This window comes from Streptomyces sp. WAC 01529 (assembly GCF_003945545.1).
Taxonomy (GTDB): domain Bacteria; phylum Actinomycetota; class Actinomycetes; order Streptomycetales; family Streptomycetaceae; genus Streptomyces; species Streptomyces anatolicus.
In genome coordinates this window covers 937,173-953,188 of sequence record NZ_CP029617.1, presented here as the reverse complement: position 1 = coordinate 953,188, position 16,016 = coordinate 937,173, and the positions used below count along the sequence as shown (strand labels likewise).

Here is a 16,016-nt window from a genome sequence, read left to right as displayed (position 1 = left end):
ACGCGTTGACCCGCCGCCCGATCGTGCCGGTGGCGGGCGGCCACGGGCCCGGCGCGCGGAGGTCAGGCCGGCCGGCGCCTCGCCGCCGCCAGCGAGGCCGTGCGCGCCAGCTGGGTGATCTCGTCCTCCGGATCGGCCGGGCTGTAGACCGTCAGCGAGCCCCGCCGCTTGTCGAGGAGCAGGGCATCCGGCGCCGGTGCCCTCTCACCGTCGTACGCCAGGTCGGCCACCGACTCCAGGCCGCTGATCCGCAGCCGCTCGACGCGCTCGGCCCGGTAGACGTGGGAGCGCCGCAGCGCGCCCGCCAGTGCGGAGAGCGTCAGCCGGGTGCGGGCCAGCGGCGCCTCCGCGTCGACCGTACGGAGGTCGAGCAGCCCCTCGTCCAAGTGGGCCCGGTGCGAAGGGGCGAGGCCGTCCGGGAGATAGCGGCCGTTGCCCGCGAACAGCAGCCACAGGACACGGTCGTGGCCGTCGAGGCGCACCCGCAGCGGCGTCGCGTCGCGCAGGACACCCAGCAACGCCACGGCGGCGGCGGGCCACTTGCCGATGCGGCCCTCCAACCGCTCGCGCCTGCGCACCAGTTCCGGATAGAGACCGATGCTGAAGGTGTTCACGAAGCCCGGTACATCCGCGCCCTCGCCGTCGCGGACCCGCGCCAGGTCCACCCGCACGGCCTGGCCGCGCCGCACGGCGTGCGCGGTGTCCTCGAAGGTGGCCGTGCCCGCGTCCAGCGCGAAGTGGTTGAGGGTGCCGCCGGGGAACACCGCGAGCGGAAGCCCGGCCGCGACGGCCCGGCGGGCGGCGGCGTTGACCGTGCCGTCGCCGCCGCAGACCCCGAGCGCCCCGCCCGCCTCGGCGGCCCGCGCGACCGCCTTGTCCAGGAGCTTGCCCAGGTCGTCGCCCGGCCCGCAGACCAGGATCTCGGCCCCGGGCAGCAGGAGGTCCACGTACTGCCGGGCGGGCGGCTTGCCGGGGACGGCCTTGCCGGAACCGGAGTTGACGACCACCACCAGGCCCTCGCCGTCCGGCAGCGCGGGCGCCGCCACCCGGGTCCGCTCGATCGTCGAGGGCGCCGGGCGGGGCGGCCACCAGTAGCAGGTGACCGCGGCGGCGGCCGCGCCGAGCGCGATACCGGCGAGCACGTCAGTGGGGTAGTGGACACCCACGTACACCCGGGAGAACGCCACGGCCGCCGCCACCGGCGCGACGACGGCGCCGTAGCCGGGCGACTCCAAGGCCACCCCCGTGGCGAACGCCGCCGCGGACGCCGCGTGCCCGGAGGGGAACGACGACGTCCAGGGCGCCTTCGCCAGCCGCCGCACCAAAGGCACCGCGTCATGCACGGGACGGCTGCGGCGCACGGCGTACTTGGCGACGGCGTTGGTGGTCAGCGAGGCCAGCGCCAGGGCGCCCACACCACGGCGTGCCGCGCGCCTGGCCGCGGGCCCGCCCGCGGCCGCGAGGAGCGCTGCCGCGCCCAACCACAGCCGCCCGTGGTTGGCCGCGTGGCTCAGCGGCGGCAGCACCTGTTCCGCGCCGGTCAGCCGCGCCGCCGCCACCCGCTCGAACCACCGCCGGTCGATCCTGCCGATGCGTCCCGTCATGGCCTCACTGCAACAGGGCCCGGGGGCAGGGGCCCGCCCTGCTCGCCCGAACGGGTCACGCGGGCCGTCTCGACCGTACTGGCCTCGCGGGCGCCAAGCGGGGTATACGGGGGGCATGAAAGATCTCTTGAGGCACCGCGCCCAGCGCCTGCTCGGCGCCGACCACCGACTGCTGTTCTGCGGGATCGCCGCCGGGATGTGGGCGTTCGGCGGGGCGCGGGGGCGGCGCGCGGCGGTGCGCGGCGTCTCCTCCATGGCGCTGGCCTCGACCACCGTCAACGCCCTGGGCAAGCACACGGTGGGCCAGTCGCGCCCGGCCAAGGACGCGGCCCCCCTGCTGCGGCGCCTGCCCCGCAAACCGCTCACCGGGCCCTACCCCTCCGGCCCCACCGCCTCGGCGGCCGCCTTCGCGGCGGGCGCGGCACTGGAGTCGCCGGGCTGGGGCGCGACCGTGGCCCCCCTCACGGCGACGCTCGCGTACGCCGAATCCCGCGGCGACGCGCGCGCCCCCCGGGACGTCCTGGTCGGCGCGGCCCTCGGCGTGGTCGCCGCCTACGCGGTGCGCGGCATGGTGCCCACGCGCGCCCAGCTCCCGCCGCCCGCGCGGCCGCGCGTCGACGCGCCCGCCCTGCCGGAGGGCGAGGGCCTGGTCGTCGTGGTCAACCCCTCCTCCGGCGCCCAGCCGCAACTCGCCGACCCCGTACGCCAGTTGAAGACCGCACTGCCGCGTGCCGAGGTGGTGCTGTACGAGGAGGAGGCGGGGGCCCTGCCGAAGGTCCTCGAAGAAGCGGCGCGGGAGGCCGCCCGGCGCGGCGGAGTCCTCGGCGTGTGCGGCGGCGACGGCACGGTCAACGCCGCCGTGACGCCCGCCCTGCGGTTCAAGGTGCCGCTGATGGTGCTGCCCGGCGGCACGTTCAACCACTTCGCCGCCGACCTCGGCGTCGACACGGTCGCGGAGGCGTGCGCGGCCGTCGCCGAGGGCAGCGCGGTCCGCGCCGACGTCGGCCGCATCAAGCCGCTCGCCGGGATCGGACCGGCGGGCAGAACCCCCTCCGAACCGTCCTACTTCCTCAACACCTTCAGCCTCGGCAGCTACCCCGATCTCGTCCGCAGCAGGGAACACTGGTCCCCCAAGATCGGCGGCCCGCCCGCCACCCTGCTCGGCGTCGCCCAGATCCTGCGCACGGGGCGCCCGCTGCGGGCCGTGGTGAACGGCCGCGCCCGCTCCATATGGCTCCTCTTCGCGGGCAACGGCGCCTACCGCAGCGTGGGCCTCGCCCCGGTGCGCCGGCACGACCTGGCCGACGGCCTGCTGGACGTCCGTATCGCCCACGGCGGCCGCTTCGCCCGCAGCAGGCTGCTGGCCGCGGCGCTCGCGGGCCAGCTGACCCGCACCCGCGTCTACGCGTCCGCCCGCCCTCAGCGGCTCGTCATCTCCGGCCTGCCCGAGGGCACGCAGATGGCGTACGACGGTGAGGTGGCGGACGCGCCCACCGCGCTCCTGATCGACAAGCTCCCCGAAGCGCTCACGGTCTACCGTCCGACGGCCGACTGACCCTTCGGAGCGGTGAGCGTCGTGACCAGGACGTCGCGGTGGCCGGGCCGGCCGGTGTCCTGAGGGTGGACCGGCGAGACGGCGTGCCACGTGGCCCGGTCGTCGCTCAGCAGCAGGGTGCCCGGCTCGCTGAGCGTGGTGGCCGCGATCTCCTGGCCGTCCGCGTCATGGACCGTGCTGCGGCCGCCGCTCACGTTCTCGCGGCCGATCAGCAGCGAGGACACCAGGTCGACGCCGTCCTTGTGCCGCCCTTCAGGGGTGGGCTGCGCCAGGCCGTCCGCCTGCGCGACCACCCGGAAGGGGTGCACCCTGACGATCCACTCGGGGGCATCGCGCATGCCCCCGGCCACCTCACCGAGCAACCGGATCAGCGCGTTCAACACCGGCTCCGCCAAGAACGCCTCGGTCAGCGGCTCGAAGTGCCGTTCGACATCCACGTACAGGGGGTTGCTCTCCTCGGGCTGCACGAAAGCCTCATGGCCCATCGGCGCGATCTCCCCGTCCCGGGAGAGCAGGAACTGCCCGTAGCGCCGCAGACGGCGCGTACCTTTCTCGGCCGCGTACGGGTCCGTCACCAGGTCTTCCCAGTGCGCGGCGAACCGTTCCCACACCGAGGGGTCGGCGCTCACACATTTCGAGGCCTCGGCCGGGGGCATCAGGTGCCAGCCACGGCCGGCGACGTCTTCGCGCGCCGCCTGGACCAGGGGCCCCGCGCCGTCTGCGGTCTGGTCGTCATCCATACGGTCATGCTGCTATGCGCCGCCGCTCCCGGCATCCGCAGCGCTCAGGGGAACGTGACGCCGGTGTCCACGGGCGTCACGACGATCCAGCGCAGCGCGTCGTCGTCGTAACGCCCGTAGGTCCTCACGCGTACGTCCACCGGATCGGGCGAGACCAGCGGGAAGTACATCGGCCGGGCCCGCGCCTCCTCCGGGTCCGGGACGTCAGCCGCGCCGTCCCACAGCGCGGCGACCCCCGGCTCGCCCCGCACGGCCCGCACCACCTCGTCCAGGCGCTCGTCGTCCGGCAGCCGCTGCCAGGCCAGGCGCAGCCGGGCGAGCAGCGGGCGGGCCCAGCGGGCCTCCCAGTCCCGCAGCTGGTAGCGGGCCTGCGGCGAGAACGCCCAGGTCATGACGTTCGCGTCGGGGTGGGTCAGCCAGGGGCAGTGGCGCGCGGCCACGGCGTTGACCGCCGCCACGTCCCAGGCTCGGTCGCAGATCCAGCTCACGCGCCGCTGCTGGTGCAGCAGATCGAGCATGGCCTCGTCGGGGCGGGCCCCGTCCGCCGGGCGGCGCGGCGGGCGGTGGCCCGTGCCCCGGAAGAGGGCGTCCGTGCGCGCGGGGGAGAGGTCCAGGATGCGGGCCACCCCGGCGATCATCTCCGGGGCGTAGCCGCGGTCCTCGCCCCGCTCCAGCGCGCGGTACCAGCGCTCGGAGACGCCGAGGAGCAGGGCCATGTCGAGCTGCGTGAGGTAGCCGCGGTGGCCGCGGAACGGGACGGGGCCCGGCACCAGACGCGGGTCCCGCGCCATCCGCCAGGCGCGCAGCATCCGCCCCAGGTCCTCGCGTCGTGCGTCCGGCAAGGGTAAAGACCTCGCAAAGATGGGGTTGCCTGCTGGTGAGCGCCGCGTGGCCCGCGCGCTCGCGCACCCGGGCCGGGGCAGGTTGACAGCGTCGCACACGAACCGAGGGGCCGGAACGCGAGAGTGCCGGTAGCCGGGCGTGCCGTTCTTCACGGCGGGAGGAGGTCCATGGTGAGCGCCGCGCCCCCGGGCCGCGTACGCCGCACCCAAGGGCCGCACCCTGCGCCACCGCACACCCGCCGCAGGCCCCGCACACGTACGGAGAACTCACCGATGAGCTACTTCCTGCCGGAGACCCACCCCGTGCTGACCGCCGCCCGCGGTCTGGCCCTCGCCCACGCCGGGCTGATCGAGGTGAACACGGCCCCTCTGTACCTGCGGGCGCGCGACCCGCACCCCGACCGCACGGTCGCGCTGGTCTCGGGCGGCGGCTCGGGGCACGAACCCCTGCACACCGGGCTCCTGGGGCGCGGAGGACTGGACGCCGTCTGTCCCGGCGAGATCTTCGCCTCCCCGCACAACCGGCAGATCTACGAGGCGAGCGCGGCCGCGGCCAAGAGCGGCGGCGTCCTGCTCATCATCAAGAACTACACCGGCGACGTGATCAACTTCCAGATCGCGGCGGAGCGCCTGCGGCACGACGGGATCCCGGTCGCCACCGTCCTGGTCGACGACGATCTCGCCACCGACAGCGTGGACAGCGCGACCGGCCGCCGGGGCACCGCCGCCACGGTCGTCGTCGAGAAGCTGCTGGGCGCCGCGGCCGACCAGGGCGCCACGCTGGAGGAACTGGCCGATCTCGGTCAGCGGGTCGTGGCCGCCTCCCGCAGCATCGCGGTCGCCGCCCGCGCCCAGACCTCGCCCACCACCCTCGCCCCGGCCTTCACCCTGGACGCGGACACCCTCGACTACGGCGTCGGCATCCACGGCGAGCGCGGCACCCGCACCATCGCCCGCCCCGCCATCGGCGACCTCGTCCGGCGGATGACCGACGACCTGCTCGACGCGCTCCCCGAGGGCCCCGGCGAGGTTCTCGCCCTCGTCAACGGCCTCGGCGCCACCACGGAGCTGGAGCTGAACGCCGTCAGCGTCCTGCTCCACGACGAGCTGACCGCCCGCGGCGTCCGGCCGGTCCTCACCGTGCCCGGCACCTACACCGCCGCCCTGGACATGGCAGGCTTCTCCCTCACCCTGACGCGGCTGGAGGAGGGCTGGGCCGACCTGTGGACGGCACCGACCCGCACCCCGCTCGTCCTGCCGCGCCCCACGCTCACCCCGGACCGCCGGGCCCAGCCGCAGGAGCCCGCGACCTCCCCGGCCGGAACCGCCGCCACCCCGGCCCAGGGCGGCGACCGCGCCCTCCTCGACCGTTACGCGCAGACGGTCACCCAGGTCCGCGACAACCTGACCAAGCTCGACCAGCTCGTCGGCGACGGCGACTTCGGCGACAACCTCGCGGGCGGCGTACGACGCGCGGTCAAGCTCGCCGACGAGCGCGGGCTCGACGGCACGGCGGCCCTCGCGGAGGCCTTCCTCAACGACGTCGGCGGCACCAGCGGCCCCCTCTTCGGCCTCCTCTTCCAGCACCTCGCCACCGCCTCCCCGGCCGACGGCGGGGCGCCGTCCGCCGCCGCGCTCGCGCAGGCCGCCGAGGCCGGGTTCGCCGCCATCCACCGGGTGGGCGGTGCGAGCCCCGGCGACTGCACGCTGGTCGACGCCCTCGCCCCCGCCGCCCGGTCGCTGGCCGACTCCGCGCGGGCCGAGGCCGCCGAGGCGCCCCTCACCGAGGCGGCCCAGGCGGCCATCCGCGGGGCGCTCGGCACCGCGTCCCTGCGGCCCCGGCGCGGCCGGGCCAGCTACGTGGGCGACCACGCCCTCGGCGTCCCGGACCCCGGTGCCCTCGCCGTGGCGCTGCTCTTCATGGCCCTCGCGGACATCCACGAGCCCGCCACGGCCCCGCGCCTGCCCGCTCCCGGCTACATCACCGTGCCCTGAGCCGCACCTCGAGGCGCGGCCAGTCCGCGAGGTCCCGCAGCAGCTGACGGTCGTGCGTCGCGACGACGACGGCGGCGCTCGTGGCGTGGACCGCTTCGGTCACCTCGTCGACCAGCGCCGACGACAGATGGTTGGTCGGCTCGTCGAGCAGGAGGAGACCGGGCCGGCCGGCCAGCGCGAGCGCCAGGTCGAGGCGCCGCCGCTGCCCCTGCGACATGCGCCCCACCGGTGTGCGCAGCGCGTCGGAGTCCAGCAGGCCGAGCGCCCCGAGCGGGACCGCGTCGGCCTCGCGGAGCACGCCGCGGGCCACCAGCCGCCCCACGTGACGGGCGTGCACCTCGCGGGCGGTGAGGCCGGGGTCCTGCCCCGCGGTCTCCTGGGTGACGCGGACGACCCGCGCCCCCCGCGCCACTCGGACCTCGCCGTCCGTGGGCCGCAGCGCCCCGGCGAGGACGGCGAGCAGCGTCGACTTCCCGGCGCCGTTCGGCCCGGTGACGAGCAGCCGGTCGCCGCCGTCGAGGGCGAGGTCGACCGGCCCCGCGAGGCGCCCCTCGACCGCGACGCCGTGTGCCCGCAGCTGCGGCGCGCCCGGCCGGACACCCGGATCGGGCCACCGCGGCACGGGCGGCGGCTCCGGTACGTCGATCCGGTGCGCCTCCAGTGCTTCCTGCTGCCGCTTCAGGGCCTGTACGACGCCCGGCGCGCGGGACTGGCGCTGGTGCTTGCCGGTCCCCTTCTCCGGCCGCCAGCCGGTGGAGAGCCGGTCGCGGGCCTTCGCCACGGAGTCCTTCAGGCGCCGGTGTTCGGCCCGCTGCTCCTCGTGGTCCTGCTCCCAGCGCTCCCGCTCCCGGCGCCGGGAGTCCTGCCAGGCGTCGTAGCCGCCCGCGTACAGGCGCGGCTTCCCGTCGCGGGTCGGGTCCAGGTCGAGGAACCGGTCGGCGACGTCGCGCAGCAGCGCCCGGTCGTGGCTGACGACGGCGAGGCCGCCGTCGTGCTCGCGCAGCCTGCGGGTCAGGAAGCCGAGGCCATCTGCGTCGAGGTGGTTGGTCGGCTCGTCGAGGAGCAGGACGTCGTGGTGCGCGCCGAGCAGGCACGCGAGGCGGACCCGGTAGCGCTGCCCGACCGACAGGGTCGCCAAGGGGCGCTCCCGGTCGGCGCAGGCGCCCAGGGCGTCGAGGGCGATGTCGACGCGGCGTTCGGCGTCCCACGCGTCGAGCCGGGTGGCGGCGTCGAGTGCGGCGGCGTAGCGGTCGTCGGCGGTGGGGTCGCCTCCGGCCAGGGCGAGGGTCGCCTCGTCCAGGGCGGCGAGGGCCGCGAGCGAGGGGGCGAGCGCCTCGGAGGTCAGGGTGCCGACGGTCTCGCCGTCCCGCGCGGACAGCTCCTGACGGGCGAGGCCGACCGTGCCGGCCCGGCGCACGGTGCCCTCGTCGGGCGTGAGCAGTCCGGCGAGGACGTGCAGCAGCGTCGTCTTGCCGCGGCCGTTCTCACCGACGACGGCGATCCGGGACCGGGCGGAGACGGTGAGGCAGACGCCGTCCAGGACGCGCCGGGAACCGCGGCTGACGGTGACGTCCTCGGCGCGGATGTGCGCGCTTTCGCCCGCCTGGACGGGCAGGGCCATGGCTTCGGGGGTCGGGGTGGGATTCACGGGTGCTCCGCAGCTCGCAGGGGAGCCGGGCAGCGGGAAGTGGCCGCCCGGCGGGAACCGGGACGGCGAGCGCGAATTCAGCAGGGAAGGGGCGCCGCCGTCAGCGGGCGGAGCGGACCTTCTGCGACCAGATACCTCGTGCCATGACAGCGATATTACCAAGGGCACCCCGGACGCCCATGGGAATAAATGGCGCCCCGGAGCCGGACGCGGCACACGTCACGGCATGTCGCCGGACCAGTCGAAGCGGCGCGGATCGCCGGGCCGAGGCGCGTACATCGCCCGGCCCCCGGCACCGAACCGCCCCAGCTCGGTCGGGAGCGCGACGCCCGCGTCCCTCTCGACCCGCGTCCAGTCGTCGCCCGTCCACTCGGTGATGTCGAGCAGCAGGCCGTCCAGCGGGCCGCCGACCAACTCGGCGTACCGCTGTCCCGGCCGCGGGCCCGGCTGGTCGTGGCCGTAGACCCGGCCGCGCAGCAGCTGCTCATCGTCGCTGTCCATACCGCCCAGGCTGCCAGCCGCCACTGACAACGGCAGGACCCACGGAGTGGTCAGTTCGGGCAGACGTCCTTGTCGCCGCCTCTGAACGTCCGGTACAGCGGCGGGCGTTCCCTCTCCGCCGCGTCGCCCCGGGGAGCCGGGTACTCGACGATCGGGACCGGCTTGCAGACCGCCCACTGGTCGTTCGCCCCCGGCCCCTCGAAGCCGTAGCTGCCCGCCGCGCCCCGCAGGCAGTTGCTGCATCCGTTGGCGGAGATGCTCGGCATGATGAGGGTGTTGTAGACGTCGTTCTTCGTCGGGATCAGCGGGGCCTTCTTCCCCTCCGGCTTCCCCGCGCCCTCGTTGATCTCGCTGTAGGTGCGGTCCACGGCGTCGGCGAGCAGCGTGAACGCGTCGTGGTACATCACCGCGTACCCGTCGTTGAGCGGCTTGGCCCCCAGCTCGTGCTCCTTCTCCAGCTTGTGGAAGCGGTCGAGGAAGCGGCCGAGCGCCCGCGGCGGTTCGTGCTCGGGGTCCTTCCCACCGTCCCACCAGGCCGGATCGACGGACGAGGCGTCGACGATCGTGGCCCGCGCCTCCTTGAGCCAGCGGGTGGTCTCGTCCGTGGTGAGGGTGGGTTCGAGCCCGATGCCCACCTTGAGCAGCCGCAGCTCCGAACCGCGGCCGCAATCGCCCTCCTGCGCGAGGCGTTTGACGAAGGCGGGCAGGTCCTGGTCGCGTCCGGCGAAGAAGACGGTGTCGGACCGCGCGGTGCAGATCTTCTGCACGGCGTCGGTGAACCGCTGGGGGATGCCCTTGTCGGCGCCGGAGGAGCCGGTGAAGTTGGAGTTGTGGCCCTTGAAGTCGTACGTGTCGCCGAAGTGCTTCTCGAAGACCCGCCGCAGGTTCCGCGAGTACACGTCCTCGCTGCGGTTGTCCCAGACCAAGAAACCCTCGCCCCGCTGCGGCCGCTTCTTGAGGTACTGCTTCAGGGCGCGGGCGAACTGGTCGTTGTTCGGTGACGTCTTGAAGAAGTGGCCGGCGTTCATGTCGGCCGCGGTGATGACGGGCCCGACGGTGGGGATGCCGCGGTCGCTGAGCGCGGCGATCGTCCGCCGTGTCTCGGGAGTACTGCTGGGAATCCCCGTCACACCGACCAGCGGAGCGTCCTTGTCCTTCGCCAGCTCGACGAGCCGCTCGACGACCGGCTCCCAGTGGTCGAGGTTGCGGCCGTCGGGCGCGAACAGCAGCTGGTAGTGGGGCCCGCTGCCGCTGTTGGCCTCCTGCTGGGCGGTGAGCGCCCCGGCCAGCGCGCGCCGGATCATGTCGGTGGTCATCGCGCTCGACTCGTCCGAGGTGTACGGCATCATCAGCGCGATCCGCACGTACGGGATCTTGGCGCCGTTGTCCGCCGGGGACTCGGCGTCCCGCCTCACCTCGGCGTTCTCCTCGGCCACCGCCTCGATGAGGCTCTTCAGGCGCGGGTCGGCGTCGAAGGCGCTCTCGGTCACACCGACGCAGTCCCCGCCGAGATCGCGCAGATCGTCACCGCACCTGCCGGGCCCGCGCGCGCCGAGGGTGACGACGGCGACGGCGATCCCGGCCACCAGGGCCAGTCCCAGGACGGCGGCCCACTCGATCGGTCCCCACTCGCGGGGATGGCGACGGAACAGCATGCTTCCTCACTGTCCTGGTATCGGGAGGGGGCGCTTGTCCCGGGCGGCGGCGGGCCACCGGCGGGCCGCCTGACCGAGCGCGACGCGCCAGGAGGGATGACGCAGGGAGAGATAGGCCAGCTCCTGCTCTATGGCCGTGCACGTGTCGGGATCCGGCTCCGTGTGCGGCTCGGACAGGTACCACAGGGCGTGCAACAGCCGGTTGACGCACCGCTCGGTGTCGTCGAGGTGGACATAGCGCCCGTCGTGCGCGCCGAGCGCGATCCGCAGCCGGTCGTCCTCCCAGTCCCGCGCGGGCGGGGTGGGGGCGGTCGCGGCATACCGCAGGCAGCGCAGCCAGTGCCCCGCGCCCCGCTCGTCCCGCTCGGACTGGAACTCCTCGGCCAAGGAGGCCACCACCGTCTCGACGCCGCCCGCGGCGAGCATGTGGCGCAGGGCGTCCGCCTGACCGTCGTCGCCGCGCTGGGCGTGGTGGTTCTGCAGGAAGCGGTGGATCTCCTGCCAGCCCCGGCTGTCGTCCGGCCCGGGGGAGAGCCTGCGGGCCTCGTGGACCAGGAGCTTCTGGAGCAGTGGATCCGTCACCAACGGGCTCTCGGGCGGCGTCAGGCGCTGCCAGTGCTGCTGTTCGAGATAGTCGGTGACCGCGTTCGCGGGCAGCTGCTCCGGGCCCTCCAGGCGCAGCCGGGTCGCCAGCGCCTCGGCTGCCGCGCTGTCCCTGGCCAGCGAGAGGAGCGTCAGCCGGTCCCGCTGGCGCCGATCCGGAAGCAGCCGCTCCAGCAGCGCCTCGCCGACGGGACGGCCGTCCTTGGCGGAGAGTTCGAGGAGGTCGCGCGGGGCCACGGCGAGGCCCGCGCGGGTCGCGGCGCGTACCGCCGAGCAGAGCATGGTCGTCGCCGCGGGGTGGCCGCCGGTCAGTGAGTGCAGGGCGGAGGCGAGATAGGGGTGGAGCGGGGCGCCCGCCGAACCGGCCTCGAGGAGCGGCAGTACGTCGTCGCGGCTCAGCGGGGTGAGGGGGACGGTGAGCAGTCCCGCCGATGGCGCGGTCCCGCGGCGCTGCCAGCCGGAGCCGCGCACCAGGTCGGCCAGTTCGCGCCGGACCGGGCCGGGGTCGCTGCCCGGCGGTTCGCCGAGCCGGGTCGCCACGACGACCAGTTCCTCGCGCTCGGGGGACCCGGACATCGCCCGGTGTTCGAGGAGCAGGTCGAGGAAGCGCCGCCCGGCGGGCAGATGCACGTCGTCGAGGAGCACCAGGGGCCACGGCTCGCGGTTCCAGCGCTGGAGGCGGCCGTAGGAGCCGGCGACATCGTGCCGGAAAGCCGCCACGAGCGTCCGCTCGACCGCGCGCCGGTAGTCGCCGCCCTGGTGGTACCAGTCACCGAGCAGCTCCAAGGGGTCGGTGCCCGTGGCCAGTTGGGGGAAGCGGCCGCGGTACCAGTCCCGCTCGCCGCCCGCGCGATACCGGTGCGCGTACTCGCGGCGCAGCGCGCGGGAGATGCTCGCGGTCCCGACCCCGGACGCGCCGGGCGCCCCGGGCGCATCGGGTACGACAGGCACCCCAGGTGCGCCGAGCGCCCCAGGCGCACCCGGCACCGGCACCCCGGGCACGCCGAACACCCCGGGCGCCCGCGGAAAGACCGGTTCCACCCGGGCCTCGACCGCCGCCGCCCACGCCTGGCGCAGCTCCTGCTCGGGCTCGTCGGCCTGATGGCAGGCGATCAGCAGCCGGGCGAGACGCAGACACACCGCGTCCCGGTCGGCGTCGTCGCCCGGATCCCAGCTGGAGACCGCGAACAGGCCGGGCAGCAGCACGGGGAAGGGCCGCCGGTAGGAAGGCGCCAGCTGACGCGCCAGCTCCATCAGGACGCCCACGAGATCGGTGGCGAGATGGCCGTCGGCGTCCGAGCCGCCCGCCGAGAACGCCGTGGCACCCGTCGGCGCGATCCGGATATGGGCGAGGGGAAGCCTGCCGCGGTAGTGCGCCGCCAGCTCCCGCAGCACCGCGCTGCGCCCCATGCCGTGACGCCCCGTCACCAGCACCACGGGAAGGTCGTGCTGGAACTCCCGTGCCGCGCGCGAGCGTTCGTCGTACTTGAGACCGGTCAGCCGCGGGACGAGCGCGCGCAGGAGAGGGTCCCTGCCGTACAGCGGCACGTCTTCCGCACTGTTCATCCGACTGGATCCCGCCTCCGTAGTGCCGCTCCTCGTCAACTGTGCTCGGGGTCACAGAACTTACCCTCGGCGCACGACCGGTGTCAGCCCGTTGATCAGGGCTGGGGGTAGATGGACAGCTCGACATCCCCCGCGAGCGCTTCCGTGCCGCGCACCTCGCCGGGGTAGGCGAGGCGGACCTTGCGCAGCCGGTGCAGCGAGGCGAGTGAGGCGAGGTCGACCTCGGCCGCCTCCAGCAGATGGATCTCCTCGAGACCGGGCAGGCGCAGGGCGATCCGGCGCAGCGGCACGGCGGCCCCCGCCCCCGCGTGCACGTTGAGCCGGGTGACGTGGGGAAGCTGCGTACGCGGCGCGAACAGCAGCATGCTCAGCTGCGCCGAGGTCAGCGTGAGCGTCCGCAGCCCGGGCAGCTTGCCGATGTCCGAGCCCCAGGAGTCCGGCGTCAGCCGCTCGCTCGCCTCTTGGAGGTGCAGTTCCGTGAGGCTCTCGCACGCCGCGATGGACGAGAGGCGGGTGGCGGTCGGCGGCAGCGAGAGGACCCGGAGCCGCCCGGGGCACGGCAGGTCGGCGAGGCCGCGCCAGGGAACGTCCGCGCCGATCAGGAGAGTGTCGAGCCGTGCGCAGCCCGCCAGCTCGTGCAGCGGCTCGAAGCGGGGCAGGTCGCGCAGCGCGAGCCGCCGCAGCCGCGGGAGCCGGGTGAGCGGCGCCGGATCCTGGACGTTGCGGCAGCCGCGCAGCCCGAGCGACTCCAGCTCGGTGTAGCCGGACAGGACGTCCAGGGAGTCCAGGGAGAGGATGTCGCGCAGCTGCAGCTCCCGCAGATGCCCGCCCTCGAACGCCGAGCGCACGTCGTCCGGTGTGAAGTCGCCCCGCAGACTGACGCGTTGGTAGCCGGACATGGTGCGCAGCGCGTCCAGCTCGGCGCGCGAACGCACGGTGACCATCTCCTCCGGCGCGATCTCCAGGAGCGGCCGCACGATCTCCTCGGCGTACACCTCGGGGTCGAAACGGTCCCAGTGGTGCAGCAGCTGGGCGCGCACGGCGCTCTGACCGGTGTGCAGGAACTGCCGCAGGCGGGGGATGGCGGCGTCCCCGCCGATCTGGCAGATCGCGTGTACGGTGGCCAGCTCCTCGTCGCCCGAGAGCGCGTCGGGACCCGGCAGCAGGCCAAGCAGCAGCGGTCCCGTCTGCGCCAGGGACCTGGCCTCGCGCAGGCTGCGCGGCGGCACCATGCGCGCCGCCTGGCCCTCGATGGCCTCGCGCACCGCCGGGGCGACGCTGGTGGCCTGCTCCAGGGAGGCGAGCGCGAGCAGCCGCAGCCGGGCCTGGACGGCCGGGTCCCTCTCCCGCTCCCCGCGCTCGCGCAGCCGGGTGAGCAGTTCGCCCCGCTCGTGATGGCGGGCCTGGGCGACGACCATCTGCACCACGTCCTCCCAGTGCTCGAGGTGCGCGTTGTTGACCAGCATGCCCATGTCGCGTTCCTCGAGCACCGCCTGGGCGCCGAGGAAGTCCTGGAAGGTGCGGTGGATGAAGTCGACGGCGCCCTGGGCGGGTTCGCGCAGCAGCCCGGAGCGCTCCAGGAGGAGCTGGAGTACGTCCTCCGCCTCGCCGATCTCCGCGAGCCGTTCCACCGACGGCATCAGTCGGCGTACGACACCGACGGCGTCCGCGCGGTCCAGCTGGGTCCGTTCGTTGCGGATCAGCCAGTACGCGAGGCTCCGCAGCGGTTCGGTCGCCGACCGCTGGTCCAGCTGCGGGGCGCCGTCGCCCCCGCCGTATACCTCGCGCTCCACGTCGCGCCGCTCCAGGAGCATGGCGAGCGCGGCCTCGTAGAGTGAGGCGCGCCCGCGCGGCAGGAAACCGCGGCGCTCGCGGTGCAGGGCGCAGATCAGCCCGCACATCAGGGGGTTGGTCGCGAGGCGGCTCAGCTCGGGCCTGCTGCGCAGCGCGAGCGTCAGCGACTCGCCGAGGCGGGCGGGCGCCCCCGCCGCCGCGTGCCAGCGCTCGATGAACCGGCGCATGTCGGCGGGCGGCATCGCGCTGAGCACGAACTCGTGGAAGCCCTCGTGCCGCAGCCAGCCCGGCTCCAGGGCGGAGGGGCGCGAGGTGAGCAGCCACAGGTTGCCGGGGAAGACCGCGAGGAGCTTCTTGAGCCAGGCCTTCACACGGCCGCGCTCGCCCTTGGGGATCTCGTCCGCCCCGTCGATCAGCATCACCGCGCGGCCGTTCTGCAGCACGCGCGTGGCCCAGCCCTCGGGCTCGGTGCCCAGCAGCGGGCAGTCGATCCAGCGCAGGAAGTCCTGGGGCATCGGCAGTTCGGCGCCCTTGCGGGCCAGGGCGCGCAGCGGCAGCACGAAAGGCACGCGGCCCAGGAGCTGGGAGAGGGAGCCCGGCATCCGGTCCTGCCGGGCCGTGGTGAGGGCGAGCCACTGGACGAGCGTCGTCTTGCCGGTGCCCGCGACGCCGCGCAGCAGGACCCGGTCATGGGTGGCGAGGGTGGTCTCCACCGGCGCCGCCGCGCGCTCGGGCGACTCGTCGTCCGCCAGCGGGGCCGCCTCCGAGGGGCCGCTGCGGTAGGGGGTGGCCTCCAGGCTCAAGTAGGCGGCCTCCAGGGGCCATTCCTGCCCCGCGGGCTCCCGCAGGTCGACGCCGTGGATGGTGAGCTTGCCGTGGCACTGGACGACGTAACGCGCGTAATCCTCTTCGAACCGCGCGTCCTGCGCGGAGATGTCGGGAAGGCGCTCCAGGATCCGGTCGAGGCGCTCGCTCTGCTCGCGGACCTCACGGCTCTGCTCGACCTGGGTGCGCGCCGCGAACCCCGGCTGCTCGCTGAAGAACCGCACCACATGTACGCACGCCGTCTCCAGGAGCCGGTCGTGGAAGCGGGCGGCGTCGTCGCTCAGGAGTCTGCGGGTCTCGGGCCCGGCCCGCCGCGACAGCTCCGCGGCGAGCTTCTCGGGCCCGAGCGCGAAGGCCTGGACGTCGTCCATGTCGAGATCGCCGAGCGCGTGCAGGGTGCGGGTGAGCGCCAGCCCCACCGCGTCCTTCTCGTCGGCGCCGACCGGCGGGTCGTAGGGGCCCGCGGCCCGCACCGCGCGCCGCACCAGCTCGCGGGCGATCCGGTGCAGATCGTCCTCGGTGAGGGTGCGGTGCTCGCGGGAGAAGGCCATGAGGCGCCGGACCGGGATCGGCCGGTCCTGGTAGTGGGCGCCCGGCGCCTTGGCGGGAGGCAGCAGCAACCGCTTGAGCAGCGGCGCGATCACCGCCGACGCGATACGCAGCCCTACCGTGCCCCCGTCCACGCACT

The 16,016-nt window shown here is 74.7% G+C and carries 10 protein-coding genes; 2 read left to right on the top strand and 8 right to left on the bottom strand.

The features are described from left to right. Positions 1-62 precede the first annotated feature (62 nt). The gene (locus DMA15_RS04240; protein WP_125511321.1) at positions 63-1,604 is read right to left on the bottom strand and encodes a bifunctional phosphatase PAP2/diacylglycerol kinase family protein; all 1,542 of its coding nucleotides are present in this window, start codon (positions 1,602-1,604) and stop codon (positions 63-65) included. Between the two features lie 115 nt (positions 1,605-1,719). On the opposite strand from DMA15_RS04240, the gene DMA15_RS04235 reads away from it, so the two are divergent. Next, entirely contained in the window at positions 1,720-3,159 is a 1,440-nt protein-coding gene (locus DMA15_RS04235) for a diacylglycerol kinase family protein (protein WP_125511320.1), read from the top strand. Here DMA15_RS04235 and DMA15_RS04230 read toward each other — a convergent pair. Both DMA15_RS04230 and DMA15_RS04225 read right to left on the bottom strand, forming a co-directional pair. After that, the gene (locus DMA15_RS04230) at positions 3,138-3,899 is read right to left on the bottom strand and encodes a 2OG-Fe dioxygenase family protein (RefSeq protein ID WP_125511319.1); all 762 of its coding nucleotides are present in this window, start codon (positions 3,897-3,899) and stop codon (positions 3,138-3,140) included. The genes DMA15_RS04235 and DMA15_RS04230 overlap by 22 nt on opposite strands. 44 nt (positions 3,900-3,943) lie before the next feature. Then, on the bottom strand, positions 3,944-4,741 hold the full coding sequence (locus DMA15_RS04225) for a helix-turn-helix domain-containing protein (RefSeq protein WP_125511318.1): 798 nt from the start codon (positions 4,739-4,741) through the stop codon (positions 3,944-3,946). 273 nt (positions 4,742-5,014) lie between these two features. Here DMA15_RS04225 and DMA15_RS04220 point away from each other — a divergent pair, with 273 nt between their 5' ends. Beyond that, positions 5,015-6,736: a dihydroxyacetone kinase family protein gene (locus tag DMA15_RS04220; RefSeq protein ID WP_125511317.1), complete on the top strand. Its 1,722-nt coding sequence runs from the start codon at positions 5,015-5,017 to the stop codon at positions 6,734-6,736. Here DMA15_RS04220 and DMA15_RS04215 read toward each other — a convergent pair. From DMA15_RS04215 to DMA15_RS04190, 5 genes are all read right to left on the bottom strand, one after another. Beyond that, positions 6,723-8,384 (bottom strand): ABC-F family ATP-binding cassette domain-containing protein, encoded by a 1,662-nt coding sequence (locus DMA15_RS04215; RefSeq protein WP_125511316.1) that lies wholly within the window; start codon positions 8,382-8,384, stop codon positions 6,723-6,725. The genes DMA15_RS04220 and DMA15_RS04215 overlap by 14 nt on opposite strands. A 219-nt stretch (positions 8,385-8,603) precedes the next feature. Continuing rightward, positions 8,604-8,885 carry a hypothetical protein gene (locus DMA15_RS04210; RefSeq protein ID WP_125511315.1) on the bottom strand — a complete coding sequence of 94 codons (282 nt, stop codon included), beginning with the start codon at positions 8,883-8,885 and terminating at the stop codon, positions 8,604-8,606. 50 nt (positions 8,886-8,935) lie between these two features. Next, positions 8,936-10,540, bottom strand: coding sequence for an ABC transporter substrate-binding protein (locus DMA15_RS04205; RefSeq protein ID WP_125511314.1), 1,605 nt, complete (start codon positions 10,538-10,540; stop codon positions 8,936-8,938). Positions 10,541-10,546: 6 nt separating this feature from the next. Next, positions 10,547-12,709 (bottom strand): ATP-binding protein, encoded by a 2,163-nt coding sequence (locus DMA15_RS36550; RefSeq protein ID WP_164551689.1) that lies wholly within the window; start codon positions 12,707-12,709, stop codon positions 10,547-10,549. 95 nt (positions 12,710-12,804) lie between these two features. Beyond that, entirely contained in the window at positions 12,805-16,011 is a 3,207-nt protein-coding gene (locus tag DMA15_RS04190; protein ID WP_125511312.1) for an NACHT domain-containing protein, read from the bottom strand. Between the last annotated feature and the right edge of the window lie 5 nt (positions 16,012-16,016).